Source organism: Halostagnicola sp. A-GB9-2 (assembly GCF_030068615.1).
Taxonomy (GTDB): domain Archaea; phylum Halobacteriota; class Halobacteria; order Halobacteriales; family Natrialbaceae; genus Halostagnicola.
The window spans coordinates 1-13,401 of the sequence record NZ_JASJOC010000011.1; the positions used below are offsets into that span (position 1 = coordinate 1).

Annotated in this window: 12 protein-coding genes; 6 read left to right on the forward strand and 6 right to left on the reverse strand. The window is 56.5% G+C overall.

Features of this window, described 5'->3' with window-relative positions; genetic code table 11:
* The 3 genes from QNM96_RS18775 to QNM96_RS18785 form a co-directional block, all read right to left on the reverse strand.
* A partial coding sequence (locus QNM96_RS18775; protein WP_283838284.1) for a biotin/lipoyl-containing protein occupies window positions 1–987 on the reverse strand: 987 nt, incomplete at its 3' end.
* 416 nt (window positions 988–1,403) lie between these two features.
* On the reverse strand, window positions 1,404–2,162 hold the full coding sequence (locus tag QNM96_RS18780; protein WP_283838286.1) for an IclR family transcriptional regulator: 759 nt from the start codon (window positions 2,160–2,162) through the stop codon (window positions 1,404–1,406).
* Between the two features lie 118 nt (window positions 2,163–2,280).
* Window positions 2,281–3,741 (reverse strand): nucleoside recognition domain-containing protein, encoded by a 1,461-nt coding sequence (locus tag QNM96_RS18785; RefSeq protein WP_283838288.1) that lies wholly within the window; start codon window positions 3,739–3,741, stop codon window positions 2,281–2,283.
* 812 nt (window positions 3,742–4,553) lie between these two features.
* Here QNM96_RS18785 and QNM96_RS18790 point away from each other — a divergent pair.
* On the forward strand, window positions 4,554–5,804 hold the full coding sequence (locus QNM96_RS18790; RefSeq protein WP_283838289.1) for an acyl-CoA dehydrogenase family protein: 1,251 nt from the start codon (window positions 4,554–4,556) through the stop codon (window positions 5,802–5,804).
* Between the two features lie 63 nt (window positions 5,805–5,867).
* On the opposite strand, the gene QNM96_RS18795 is transcribed toward QNM96_RS18790, so the two are convergent.
* Window positions 5,868–7,061, reverse strand: a complete 1,194-nt coding sequence (locus tag QNM96_RS18795; protein ID WP_283838291.1) for a thiolase family protein — start codon at window positions 7,059–7,061, stop codon at window positions 5,868–5,870.
* A 283-nt stretch (window positions 7,062–7,344) separates the two neighbouring features.
* On the opposite strand from QNM96_RS18795, the gene QNM96_RS18800 reads away from it, so the two are divergent.
* Both QNM96_RS18800 and QNM96_RS18805 read left to right on the forward strand, forming a co-directional pair.
* Window positions 7,345–8,406, forward strand: coding sequence for a MaoC family dehydratase N-terminal domain-containing protein (locus tag QNM96_RS18800; protein ID WP_283838293.1), 1,062 nt, complete (start codon window positions 7,345–7,347; stop codon window positions 8,404–8,406).
* Window positions 8,407–8,554: 148 nt separating this feature from the next.
* On the forward strand, window positions 8,555–8,833 hold the full coding sequence (locus QNM96_RS18805) for an MTH865 family protein (RefSeq protein WP_283838294.1): 279 nt from the start codon (window positions 8,555–8,557) through the stop codon (window positions 8,831–8,833).
* A 738-nt stretch (window positions 8,834–9,571) separates the two neighbouring features.
* On the opposite strand, the gene QNM96_RS18810 is transcribed toward QNM96_RS18805, so the two are convergent.
* Complete coding sequence (locus QNM96_RS18810; RefSeq protein WP_283838295.1) at window positions 9,572–9,952, reverse strand: helix-turn-helix domain-containing protein; 381 nt, start codon at window positions 9,950–9,952, stop codon at window positions 9,572–9,574.
* Window positions 9,953–10,100: 148 nt separating this feature from the next.
* On the opposite strand from QNM96_RS18810, the gene QNM96_RS18815 reads away from it, so the two are divergent.
* From QNM96_RS18815 to QNM96_RS18825, 3 genes are all read left to right on the forward strand, one after another.
* On the forward strand, window positions 10,101–10,790 hold the full coding sequence (locus QNM96_RS18815) for a cob(I)yrinic acid a,c-diamide adenosyltransferase (protein ID WP_283838296.1): 690 nt from the start codon (window positions 10,101–10,103) through the stop codon (window positions 10,788–10,790).
* A 79-nt stretch (window positions 10,791–10,869) separates the two neighbouring features.
* Window positions 10,870–11,088 carry a hypothetical protein gene (locus QNM96_RS18820; RefSeq protein WP_283838297.1) on the forward strand — a complete coding sequence of 73 codons (219 nt, stop codon included), beginning with the start codon at window positions 10,870–10,872 and terminating at the stop codon, window positions 11,086–11,088.
* Window positions 11,089–11,321: 233 nt separating this feature from the next.
* Entirely contained in the window at window positions 11,322–12,923 is a 1,602-nt protein-coding gene (locus QNM96_RS18825; RefSeq protein ID WP_283838298.1) for a cobyric acid synthase, read from the forward strand.
* Window positions 12,924–13,005: 82 nt separating this feature from the next.
* Here the strand turns inward: QNM96_RS18825 and QNM96_RS18830 are convergent, their stop codons facing one another.
* Window positions 13,006–13,401, reverse strand: a complete 396-nt coding sequence (locus QNM96_RS18830; RefSeq protein ID WP_283838299.1) for a CopG family transcriptional regulator — start codon at window positions 13,399–13,401, stop codon at window positions 13,006–13,008.

Consider the following 13,401-nt stretch of genomic DNA (forward strand, 5'->3'; position numbering starts at 1 on the left):
TGGCGCGGTGTACTTCGAGGTCGCCATCTGCTCGCCGATGGTTTTTCTTACCCCGCTGTAGGGGATCCGATCGCCGGGGCGATCCCGATCGGGTTCGTCGGGTGTTGGCTCGGTCCGGCTCGTCTCGGTCGATGGCGACGTCTCTCGCTGTACGTATTGCTGTACATCGTCGGGGGTAACGAACGGCTCACCGTCGCGCCGTTCGCTCGCCGGTACGTCGTCGAGAGAAACGCCCTCCTCGCGGGCGAGTTGACGGGTCGCCGGCATCGCCAGCGTTCGATCTCGACCGGCGGCCTCGACTCGCTCGGTTGGAACCGAAGCGGACTCACCGGTTACGCGGTGGGGGGTAGACGAGTCCGATTCCTGCTCGGCTGGGTCATCCTGCTTGACCGGCTCGGCCTCTGTCATATCCGAACCAGGTTGAGACACAGAACCGGGCTGAGAAATCGTCTCTTCCGTCTCCGCGTGTCCATCCGCGACGGCGTACACGTCAGATTCGGCGAGACGTCTGTCCGTTGCACCCGCCTGTCGCTGCACCGCGGACAGTTCGACCCCTAGTTCTCGAGCGAGGGCCCGGACGCTCGGCGGAGCGAACACGCGTCCATCGGGAACCGACGAATCGGAATTGCCACCAGCGTCGGTGACCGCGGCCGCTCCGGCTTCGTTGGTCGGTTCAGACGACGTCCCGTCGCCGGCGGACGAGGCCGCCTCCGCCGACCCTTCTGCGTCGTCGGCGAGGGACGAATCATCGACATCGAACACGACGAACACTTCGTCGACCTCGATTATCTCGCCTTCCTCTGCCCGTTGCTCCGCAATGACACCGTCGTACGAGGAGGGGATTTCTACCAGCGCCTTATCCGTCTCCACTTCGGCGATGGGTTGATCCTCTCGGACCTGATCGCCGGGTTCGACAAGCCACGTCACGAGTTCACCCTCGGCGACACCTTCGCCGACGTCAGGGAGTTCAAACTCCTTTCTAACCATGCGTGATATCATCTCTCGTGTAGAGGACTATACGCTCTTCGGTGAATCACACGCGCTTCGGTTACTGGACCGTTCCCCGACCGATCGAGATGGGAACGGGCTGGTAAACCGGGTCAGCGGTGGATCAATACCGATGTGTTCGACAGAGGAAGACAGCGTATCGATAATAGAACACAAAAGAAGAGAGGGAGAGACTACTAAATTAGCGGCAGAACGGGGACGAGACTGAACGACTCGGTTGAAAGAAGGGGTTCAGGCCCGTATTAGCCATTACAGTTGTAGCGTTGTGAGTCCAGGGTAATTCGATCGTCGTCGACGAGTCGACACCGCCGACCACGTGAGAGCGAGACTGTCCGATAGTATGACCAAGGTGTTCGGCTCTGGGAAACGGGAGGTTGGGCCGATACTCGAGTTCCTTACGAAAAGACGAACTGAAGTTCGATGACGTTCGCAACTTCTTCGACCGCTTCGCACAACTCCCCCTTCCGAGGATCGGTCGCAAATCGGCTAACGGGACCAGAAACGCTAATCGATCCGATCGCATGCTCGTCGACAACGATCGGAGCTGAAATACAGAAGAGTCCGTTGATCGTCTCCTGGCGGTCGAAAGAGAGGCCGCGGTCGCGAATATCCTCGAGTTCCGAAAAGAGCTCCTCGCGCGACGTTATCGTCTGTTCGGTCAGCTTTGGGAGCCCGTGACGATCGATGATCGTTTCGACTTCCGATTTCGGTCTATGGGCGAGGATTGCCTTGCCAGTCGCGGTTGCGTGGATATAGTTTTTCTCACCGGCAGACATGTAAACATCGGGCGAATCCTTGGGGTTCGTCGCGTACAGACACGTTCCCATACCGTCCTCCTCGATAACGAGGTTCGACGACTCTCCCGTTTCGTGGGCGAGTTCGTCGACGTGCTGTTTGGCCATACGGTAGAGTCTGAATCGTTCCTGAATGGACGAACCGATGCTCAAAAACTTACAGCTCAACCGATACTCGTCCCCGTCGCGAATGAGATAGCCCTCCTCGGCGAGCGTCACCAGATGCGTATGTACCGTGCTCTTCGAAACCGAGACGTTACGGGCAATTTCCGACACGCCGGCCGGCTCGAGATCGCTAATCGTCTCGATGATCTCGAGCGTTCGCTGAACTGCGTGTATTTTCTTCGTATCGTTAGCCATTATCAGACAAACGTTCTCCGCTGTATAACATCTTTCCCTCCGATTCGGCCAAACGGCGTTCCGGCGGGATCGATCGAAGCGTCGAAACCGAAAAAACAGGGTGAAGACGAATCGGTCCTCAGAGCATTCCGAGTGCGGCCGCGCCGTGAGTCAGGGCGGCGGCGACGGGAATGAGGACGATCGTTCGCTGGACGAACAGGACGAACAGATCGCGGAACCGGATCGGAATGTCGTCGAACATATCGACCATCATCGGCGCCGACGCGGCGAAGAAGATCGCCTGCGAGCTGACGACGATCACGATGAACACCTGCGTGATTGTTTCGGCACCGACGACGAGCGTCGCCGCGATGAACATCTCCGCGCCGCCGATAATGATCGCCGAAGCGGCCAGTTGCGGGTCAGGAATACCAAACGCGGTCATCACCGGGATTAGCGGGATCGCGATGAGTTCGAAGAAAGCCGTGTACTCGTTGAGCAGAACGACACCCATCCCGATGGAGAGAATCGTTCCGAGCATCATCGCGGTGAGTTTCATTCCGTCGATGAGCCCGACGACAGCGGCCCGCGTGATAGATGATCCTTGTTCGGCCGTTTTGACCGCTTCGTTGAACGCGAAGCGGAAGTAATCCGGGACGCTACCCGTGAACACCGGTTCCGGATCCGGTTCGGCGATGAACTCGTCCGGAATCGTCGATAGCGGCGGAACGCGCACGAGAATTGCGGCGGTGATCAGCACGCTGAGCAAGTAAAGCGCAACGACGACGGGGAACACGTGGAGAATCCCCAACACGGCGGCGATGGCACCGACGGTACCGAGGTTTGCTGTCGCAAAGCAACTACAGATGACGAACACTTCTCGCTTGTTGTATCCCCCGCGGTCGAAGACGTTTCGCGTCAAGTAGTACCCGATACTGAACGAACCCAGCCAGGATGCTGAGCCGTCTAAGGCCGCTCGCCCGGGGAGGTTAAACGCCGGTTTCATGATCGGCTGTGCGAGCGTGCCGACGAACTGAAGACCGCCGAGTTCGGCGAGCAGGTTGACGAAAATTGCACCGATCGGAATAACGAGAGCGATCGTCAGCAACAATGCCCCCCAGACGACACCCGAGGTAGCATCGCTGAGAAGCCACTCCGGACCGAATCGGAAGAGAATCGGAATCGCAACGACGATACCGAATACTCGGAGCGCCCAGAAGAGGTTAGAAGTCTTCCAGTAGTCCAACTCGAGTCGATCGACGGTCGCCTGGTCCAGGGAGATAATACCCTGATAGTGAGCCATCGAGATGGTTGTAAAGAGGCCACCGGCCGCGATCAACAGGAAGGTAAACACCTCGACGGGGTAGAGCGCCGCGTCCTGAATAATGGTGACGACCACATCGAGTGGGATCGTCGTTTGACCGTCCCATTCCATCGGAAAGAGGAAAAAGAACGCCCCGATCGTAAACGCGGCGATGAACTTCGCCGTCGGTCGAAACCGTTTTTTGATAAGATCTATATCTTCGATCGTCTTGCTCTCAGGATCGACAGATTCCTCAGAGATGTGATCGTCATCTTCCCAAGCATTACTACCGAACATAGAACGAGAATATCACACACACATAATAAAATTATCGATTATAGACGATGATGGTCGATATCGGTATCGAAAACGGACCGCCGAGATAGCCCGCATCTGTATACGAACGCTGGACCAGCAGGGTCGAAAGCGTCTCCAGGGATGTCACCGATAGATGGTGTTCGAAGGTACCATTCTCCATGTGAAGAATAGCATGACAGTAGACCACATTTAAATACTAAATTATTACATAGAACGATATTCCGAGCCAAATAAATTAGTTCGGCCTCTTTAGTCCGAATCATCGATAGATATGGACCCACCACATCGATATTGATATGATCATCCGATATAAACCTCATTCCATTACATATGGTCGAATTGCACGGTTATTCATTTAGGAGCGTAAAATGTGCCAATTGAATCCAACGTTTCGTTCGCCGACCATTGCCGTTACATCTATATGGTTGTAATTTCGAGAGAGACTGGTGAGGATACCGAATCCGTCCGACTACGAGCGTTCGTTCAGTTAGTCGGATCGGATGCAAACTGTCCGCCGACTTCGATCGCATTCACAACCGCACACGCAGTTGACCGTGAAATTCGGCGAGTTCCCACTCGGTCTCGAGTCGGTGTTCAGGGCTGGTGATCAGAAAACGTATCCCTTCAACAGAGAAGACAATCATAGTCGCTATACTCTCATGTATCGAAGAACAAAGGGTCTAAAGTAACGCGTTTGGATTTTACGACACCCAATATTGTTCCAGATTGCCTAACCAGTGGTCAATTTAGATATGATATAGATTTACAATAGCTGAGAACAATACGGGCACATGGAGTACCACGACTCCGACAAGGCGAAAGCGGTCGCGGGCCGAGTAGAGTCGTTCATGGAGGAGGTTGTCCTTCCGCGTGAACGAGAAGCGCTCGCGACCGGTGAGACGATTACGACGGACGAACTCGAGGAGCTCTGGGAGCAAGCGAAGGACCGAGACCTGTTCGCGCCGCAGGTTCCCGAAGAGTACGGCGGCCAGGGCCTGGACTTTCAGGATATGCTTCCGTCGTTCGAACAGGTCGGGCGCTCGCTCATTGGCGCACACGCGATCAGGGCGAACGCGCCCCAGGAGGGAAACATGCACACGCTCGAGATGGTCGGTACGGAAGAGCAAAAAGAGGAGTGGCTCCGACCGCTCGTAGAGGGCGACATTTCCTCGGCGTTCTCGATGACCGAGCCGATGCAAGGTGGCGGATCGGATCCGAAGATGCTTCAGACGACCGCGATCCGTGACGGAGATGAGTGGGTCGTCAACGGGCACAAGTGGTGGACCTCCGACGGCCTCGAGGCCGACTTTTTCTTGGTGATGGCACGAACCGATCTGGACGCCCATCCCTACGAAGGAACGTCCATCATCCTCGTTCCCGCGGACGCGGACGGCGTCAACATCGTCCGTAACGTGCCCCACCTCGGGGGCCACGGCATCACCGAACGGGAGGGCGGCCACGCCGAGATCAAATACGAAAACGTCCGAGTCCCCGTCGAGAATACGATTGGGAAGGAGAACAACGGGTTCCAGATCGCACAGATGCGACTGGGCGGGGGACGGCTCACCCACTGCATGCGCTACTCCGGAATGGCACAACGATCCCTCGAGATCGCGAAAGCCTATCTCAGCGAGCGCGAAGCGTTCGGAACAGCTCTCGAGGACAAACAGGCGCTTCGGCATCGGATCGCCGACGCGGAAACGCGACTGCACGCGGCCCGAACGATGGTCCGACACGCCGCGCGGGAGCTCGACCGGAGCGACGCGCGCATCGAGGTTTCGATGGCCAAGATGTTCACGGCGAACGTAACGAACGACAGTATCGACCTCGCGCTCCAATGTTGTGGCGGAAACGGTATCGGCAAGGATCTGCCGCTGGCGTACTTCTACGAACACGTTCGCTCGTTCCGGATCGTCGACGGTGCCGACGAGGTCCACCGCCGATCGATCGCCCGTCACGCGTTCGAGGACATCGACGAGAACGAACTCGAGAACGTCCTGCGTTTCGACGAAGACCGTCGTATCGACGCGCTTGAGGACTGAATTCAAGAAACAGGAGAAGCCGTTTTTCGTCTCCGCGGTAGATCGTCGGTGATCGTCGCCGAGCTACACCCGCTCGATGATCGTTGCGACGCCCTGTCCGAATCCGATACACATCGTCGACAGCGCGGTGTCTTTCCCCGTGCGCTCGAGTTCGTGGACCAGTTTGGTCAGCAACATCGCACCCGTCGCACCGAGCGGATGTCCGTGGGCGATCGCACCGCCGTTGACGTTGACGTCCTCCCAGGAAACGCCGGTCTCCTCGAGCCAGGCGGCGACGACGGATGCGAACGCCTCGTTGACCTCGAACAGGTCGATATCAGCGAGATCCATGTCGGCGCTCTCGAGGACTTCCTCGGTCGCGGGAATCGGACCCGTGAGCATCGTCACCGGATCGACGCCGACGACTTCGGTCTGGACGATTCGAGCCATCGGCTCCCAGCCGTGTGCCGCCGCGGCCTCCTCGCTCGCGATCAGCAACGCCGAGGAGCCGTCGACGATCCCGGAGGAGTTTCCGGGATGGTGGACGCCGTTTCCGTCCTCGCGGAAGGAAAGCGGAAGGGTCGAGAGGGTCTCGAGGTCGGTGTCCGGACGCGGGTGTTCGTCCTGCTCGACGACGGCAGTCTTGGGAATCGTCTCTTCGCTCCGACGGGCGTCCGAGCCGCTTACCTCGCCCTCGAGTTCGACTTCGACGGGAACGATCTGGTCGTCGTAGTACCCGTTCTCCCAGGCGCTCGCCCATCGCTGTTGGGAGTCAACCGCGAGTTCGTCGACCTCGCGCCGTGTCAGGCCGTACTCCTCGGCGATGCGCTCTGCGCCCTCGCCCTGAGTCGTCAGTTCGTCGAAGTACTCGAAGTAGGTTTCGGAGACGCCGCTCCCGTCCGATCCCATCGGCACGCGAGTCATGTGCTCGACGCCGCCAGCGACGAGCACGTCGTGCTGGCCGGCCATGACGTTCGCCGCGGCGAAGTTGGCCGCCTGCTGACCGGAGCCACACATCCGGTTGAGCTGGACGCCGGGGACGATATCGCCCCATCCGGCGACCATCGGCGCGACCCGACCGATATTGAATCCCTGCTCGTCGACGGGCGTGACACAACCGTAGATGACGTCCTCGACGGTTTCCGGCGAAAAATCGTTGCGTTCCTCGAGCGCCTCGAGTGGTTTCGCCGCCAAATCCTGCGGATGCATCTCACTGAACGAGCCGTCCCGTTTCCCGAAGGGGGTTCGAACGGCGTCGACGATAACTGCGGATTTCATGGGTTCACAGGACACTACTCTGGGGAGCGTGATAGTAGTTGTGTATCACTCTATTTCTGGAAACCGGGGTGAAAAATGCGTAAACTCCGCCGTGGGGCTCGAGCCAGGAGTATATCGGAGCAGATCGATAGGAGAGGACCGAGTCGAGATTAGCACACGTAGTATTATCTGTCTCGTCGCGAAACAGTGGTAGAAATGAAGGGATCACGACCGGCCGACGAACCGGGTTTGACGACGATGGGAGACGGGCGGACATCACAAGCGACAGAGTTCGGGTGTACACATGCCAACTAAAGCGCTTTCGGAACTCGAGGAGTTGGTCGGTGACTCGCGGGTCACCGTCGAAGGGTTTCAGATAGAAGCCGGCAAAGTCGCGGAGTTCGCTCGAGCGGTCACGGATCCGAACCCCGTCTTCCGGTCGACGAAAGCCGCAACGCAGAACGGACACGAGAGGATTCCCGCGCCGCCGACGTACACTCGAGTCGGGAACTTCCCGCGGTACGCGCCCGATGGCGTCGAGGGTCACGGATTTGACCTCGGATTTCGTCCCGAATACATTCTTCACGGCGAACACGTCTACGAGTACGAACGGCCTGCTTTCGTCGGCGACATCCTCACGGGAACGACGACGCTGACGAATCTCTACGAGCGAGACGGTGACCGGGCAGGAACGATGACCTTCGCAATTCTCGAAACGGCGTATCGGGATCAGCACGGCGAGCTCGTACTCACCGAACGAGCGACGGTTATCGAATCCGACGGTGCAGTGGATACGGAGACCGATAGGACAGCAGAGACAAGCGCGGAAACCGACGACTCGTCCGACTCGTCAAACGAGTATCCTCGCGGCGAGACCCTCGCAACCTCCAATAGTAGTGGTGAACGCGTGCGGACGCGCGAGGGAGACGACACAGTAACGAGACCGGAAATCGAATCGGTAGCAGAACTCGAGGTGGGCGAGGATGTCCCGACGGTCGCCGTCGAGGACATCGAACGGCAGGATTTCGTCCGCTACGCCGGTGCCAGCGGGGATTTCAATCCGATCCACTACGACGAACCGTACGCTCGAGCGGCCGGGAACGAGACGGTCTTCGGACAGGGAATGTTCGCGGCCGGAATCTCCTCGCGAGTCGTCACCGACTGGTTCGGGATCAGTGCGCTCGAGTCGTTCGGCGTCCGGTTCCAGTCGCAGTTGTTCCCGGGTGAAACCGTCACTGCAGGCGGAACGGTCACCGAAATCGATCGAAACAAGGACGTGGTCGAGACGGTACTCGAGGCCACCACCGAAACCGGCAAAACGTTGCTCACCGGGACGGCAACCGCGACGCTTTCGGGTGACGACTGATACGGTCTGCTGTAACGGTTTACCGGAGCAACCGTAGGACAGCTCGCGGTTGCTCCGGAAATGACTTACAACATCCGTATGAAACGAGTCAGAACATCTCGTAGTACACAATTATTATAAGAGATGCGGTGATACGCGAAGACGAACGATGACAAAACCAGACACCGAAGACATCCGAGAGCAGTTGGTTGACGCGTTCGAGGATGCCAACTATCCCGTCTCGAACCCGATGGAACTCTTACCTGCGCTACCGAACGGACCCGCAACGACGTTCGAATCCGGCGATTTCTCGATGTCGGTGATGGACCTTCGAAACGCCGCCCAGGGCACCGACGACACGGAGGATCGATTCCCGTACGAAACGCCCGAATCGCTCGCAGACGATATCGTGGAAGGGTTGCAAGATGCGGATAAACTTCCGAAATAATCGGCGATCGTAGCTGTCCCGTCAGTTCGTTCGAAGGCGGATCGTCGACGTACTCGAGGCGACACTGGTGAAATCGATGTCCTCGTCAACGACGTTGGGTTAGTCGACGTCCGCAACATATAAGATAATACATTTAATACGAAACATACTATTTCTTATATTTTCATGAGGGACGAAGAGGGTAGTTATGAGGAATTAGAATCACCAAATAGAATCTTTTGTACACCATTTGTATTGTACAATATGAGCAATATTACATGAGCGGTTCCGCTGACTCGATCGGTTGAATGAAAGCGTGATCTGTCGTTTAGCTATATTATCCCACCAGCTATGTGAACACAATATTTCAAACATCTACTCTAGAGAGCCAATTGGACATATTTGAGAGCATAAACCACAACTTGTGAAGATATTAGCAGATTTAGATAGAGAAGTTCAATTATATAGCCGAGTCGTAAGTACTCCAGTAATCCGTAGTAGGTGACTGAACTGATGGATAGCAATATTGTGATATTAGTAGAGGATCAATACCCAGATGTCGAGACTAACCAACCGACGAACAAGAACCCGTGAGTTATTCAGGGGGAGTTTTTCTCAAATTGGCACATATACCATTATAAATACATTAGCGCAAATATATTATATAGCTAGATAATTGGTACTACGGTGTACTATCTATTTGTCGTCTGATAATTGACACTGTCTCCCATCGGCTGGAACGATAAACAAAGCCGGTAGCTACCGGCTCTCCTTCCTAAAATTAGGGGACATTTCGGACCAGATTTCCGTGTGTCGCGAGTCCGATCGTTCGATCGAAAGGTGGAGATCCTGTTCGTCGTCGAGACCGATCGCGATTTCGCTGAAATCGGCGATATATCTGGATTTTCGATGTCGGCCCTGGTGGATACCAACCGTTTCGCGAACGAGTGACGCTTCCGCCAGTCTGTCCAGTTTCTTGTACGTCGTCGAGAGCGGTAACTCCGTTTTCGTTGCAATTTCGCTGGCCGTCATCGGTTCGTCGAGCGTCGAGATTATCTTCCGGCAAGCGGCATCGTCCAGAACGGTGACGACACGCTCGAGATCGGCGTCGTCCTCGACCGGCGGAAACTCGACTGGCATTACTCTCCGTTTGGAGCGGAGCCTAATGACGTATTTGGTAGCCGGACCGAGATTCGTATACCGTCTTACTCGAGCGAAACAGCGTACTGAACGCGATCGGTCACGAAGCGATAGTATAACTACGTTCAGTTACAAACTCAGCCGAACGATGACCACGGATCGAACCCCCGAGGAGACACTCGAGAACACGCCCGGTAAGGGGCTTTCCCCCGAAGCCGACGAAATCGAACCAGCCGCACCGGACGAGTTCGGGCTCGTGCAGGTCTGGTGGGGTGACGGCAAAGGCAAGACGACGGCAACGCTCGGCATGGGAATGCGTGCGGCAGGACACGGGTACCGCGTCCACGTGCTTCAGTTTATGAAAGGTGGTGCCTCGAGCGTCGATGCCGTACGGGGCGAGTACAACGCCATCGCGGCCCTACCGGGTATTTCCTACGAAAATCTCGGCCACTACGGCTGGCACGGGATGGAAGACGGAAGTGACGAAACGGACCACAAAGCAGAGGCACAGGCAGGGCTCGAACGAACCAAGGAGCTCCTCGAGGCGGCCCAGACGGCCGATCTCTCGACACCGTTCTCGCTATCAGGGAAACCCAGCGATGGCGTTCACATGCTTATTCTCGACGAGATCCTTTACGCCGCAGATCGCGAATTGATCGAGAAAAAAGACGTTCGCGACCTGATCGACGCCAAGCCCGAAGATCTCGAATTAGTCCTTTCGGGAAGTCACACACACCCCGAGTATTTGGTCGACGAGGCCGACCTCATCACGAACGTTCGAAAAGAGAAACACCCGATCGACGAAAACCAGCGTGCCAGACGCGGAACCGAGTTTTGATCGTTTTGCGAGAACGAGACGGGTAGTGCTTGTATTTGCAGGTATAGATCAGAATAAGATATAGTTCCAATAATCTGGTATGCGGGTTATCTACAAACCGGGAAATACGTACGAGGAAATCAACTGTTATGACTTTCGGGAGTACGAACAGGGGATCGTACTGCACAACGAAGAAGGGTACAACATCGGATATATTCCACACGAGATACTCAGTCACATCGAGCCACACCCCGGCGAGCGTGTCGCCTTCGACGACAATGAAGGAGACGGTGACGATGACGTGACAGAATCAAAATAGCGTCTACCTGAGTAGCGGTTTTCGATCGGGAAGTTCGAGCGAGCGGATTGGAAGGTACTGGCAATAGGTCACGGGATGTTACCGAATCGATCCCAGAGACCGCTGACGAATCGGCTCTAGAGAACACTGACGAATCGGCTCAGAGACCGCTGACGAACAGGCCTGGTCACCGTCGATCGGGCTCGAGAAACCGATAGGACGATACCGCCACAGTACGGAGTCGGCGTACGCGGATGACACGAACGATTCTCGTCGCCGGGACCGCTAGCCACGTCGGGAAATCGACAGTGGCAGCGGGATTGTGCCGCAATCTCGCAAATCGCGGCGTATCCGTCGCGCCGTTCAAAGGCCAAAACATGAGTAACAACGCTCGTGTCGTTGTTCGGCCGTCGGGTTCCGACGGTTCGTATTCGGACGGGCAAACAGCCACCGAACCGACTCGAGAGAGTGATTCGACTCACTGGGGAGAAATCGGCGTCTCCCAGTATGTCCAGGCACAAGCCGCTGAGAGGACGCCGACGACCGATATGAATCCGGTACTGTTGAAACCGCGCGGGAACGGCGAAAGTCAACTCGTGGTTCACGGAGACGCACTCACACACCTCTCTGCAGGCGATTACTACGAGAACCACTGGGAGTTCGTACGAGAGGCATCGGAAGAATCCTACCGCCGACTTGCGGCCGAATACGACGTTATTATCGCCGAGGGTGCGGGGAGCATCGCAGAAATCAATTTGCACGATCGTGATCTTGCTAACGTCGAAACTGCACGCTTTACCGATGCGGACATTCTACTGCTCGTCGATATCGAGCGCGGCGGCGCGTTCGCTAGTCTCTACGGAACGCTCGAGTTACTGCCCGAATCGCTTCGCGAACGGGTCGTCGGTGCGATCATCACCAAATTCCGCGGCGATCGCTCGCTTCTCGAGTCGGGAATCAGGGAAATCGAAGATCGGACGAACGTTCCGATACTCGGCGTAATTCCGTACGACGATCCGGGGCTTCCGGAAGAAGACAGCGTGGCACTACCGGCAACGGACGAACGAGAAACCATCGGTGTCGCCGACGATCACTCGTCTGAACAATACCTGACGATCGCCGTTCCCCGCCTACCACACATTTCAAATGCAACGGATCTGGAGGCGCTCGCCGCCCATTCCGGCGTAGCGGTCGAATACGTCCCAGTCGAACGGGAAGCGACAATCCCCGAATCTACAGACGCTCTCGTCGTGCCCGGGACCAAGAACACTGTCGATGATCTCCTCACGCTTCGTCGAGCCAACTTTCACGAGAAGATTGCCGCGTTTTCCGGTCCGATAGTCGGCATCTGTGGAGGGTATCAACTACTTGGCGAGCGGATTACGAACGCTTCACTCGAAGGAACCGGAGATGCGGATTTCGTCGAGGGGATCGGATTGCTCCCGGTCGAGACGTCCTTCGAGGGCGAAAAGGTGCTCGAGCAGACCAACGTTTCGGTTCGTGGGAGCGAATCGCCGCTACTCGCCGGAGTTACCGGTACTGCATCGGGTTACGAGATCCACGTCGGTAAAACGACGATGCTCAAGCCCGTCGGACATCCGTTGGGCGACTCGAGTGCTGCCCGCGAAAACGTTCTCGGAACGTATCTCCACGGTCTCTTCGACAACACCAACGTTCGAGCGGGCTTTCTCGAATCTGTCGCAGCCCAAGCGGGTTGTTCGGAGTTCGAGAACGCCATTCAGGCGTCCCAGAATGCAGCCGACCAACGATCGACGCCCGAAACGCCGTACGACCGGGCCGCAACGCTCGTCGAAGACAACGTCGATCTGTCGGTTCTTGGACCGCCGTTCGAATGAATAGCTGCGGTTCACTGAATGGCGCGCTATTCGAGGAACGACTTCCTGTCTGCGCCCGTCTCGATACCCGTGGAATCTCCGATTAGCTCGAGTCCGACTGCAGTCGGTAGGTACCTAACAGTTCCTCGAGAATGATACATTCCTGATCAGTTTGGTCGTAGTGGGTATCGATGAATTGCTCCGCTGCCTCGAAATTACCCCTGAGACCCTGTTTTCGAACCGTGATCACCGACTCGAGAAAGAACGTTCCGCCGTCCGGATTCGCAATAGCGGTGTGACCGGTGTCCGTTATCTCCAGTTCGGATTTGATTTCGTCGAAGTTGAAGGTTTCAACCTCGTGGTCAGGGTCGATGAGCGTCAGCACATACTCCGCAGAGAACCGATAGAATTCGGATTTGCTCTCGAACATACCGTCTGCGACGAGTGCATCTATCTCGTCGACGACGTCGTCCGGATATCTGACGGTATCTTTCGCCAT

Coding starts and splice junctions, on each gene's coding strand:
- QNM96_RS18780 (WP_283838286.1), bottom strand. CDS start 2,162: ATGGCTAACGATACGAAGAAAATACACGCAGTTCAGCGAACGCTCGAG.
- QNM96_RS18785 (WP_283838288.1), bottom strand. CDS start 3,741: ATGTTCGGTAGTAATGCTTGGGAAGATGACGATCACATCTCTGAGGAA.
- QNM96_RS18790 (WP_283838289.1), top strand. CDS start 4,554: ATGGAGTACCACGACTCCGACAAGGCGAAAGCGGTCGCGGGCCGAGTA.
- QNM96_RS18795 (WP_283838291.1), bottom strand. CDS start 7,061: ATGAAATCCGCAGTTATCGTCGACGCCGTTCGAACCCCCTTCGGGAAA.
- QNM96_RS18800 (WP_283838293.1), top strand. CDS start 7,345: ATGCCAACTAAAGCGCTTTCGGAACTCGAGGAGTTGGTCGGTGACTCG.
- QNM96_RS18805 (WP_283838294.1), top strand. CDS start 8,555: ATGACAAAACCAGACACCGAAGACATCCGAGAGCAGTTGGTTGACGCG.
- QNM96_RS18810 (WP_283838295.1), bottom strand. CDS start 9,952: ATGCCAGTCGAGTTTCCGCCGGTCGAGGACGACGCCGATCTCGAGCGT.
- QNM96_RS18815 (WP_283838296.1), top strand. CDS start 10,101: ATGACCACGGATCGAACCCCCGAGGAGACACTCGAGAACACGCCCGGT.
- QNM96_RS18820 (WP_283838297.1), top strand. CDS start 10,870: ATGCGGGTTATCTACAAACCGGGAAATACGTACGAGGAAATCAACTGT.
- QNM96_RS18825 (WP_283838298.1), top strand. CDS start 11,322: ATGACACGAACGATTCTCGTCGCCGGGACCGCTAGCCACGTCGGGAAA.
- QNM96_RS18830 (WP_283838299.1), bottom strand. CDS start 13,401: ATGGCGAAAGATACCGTCAGATATCCGGACGACGTCGTCGACGAGATA.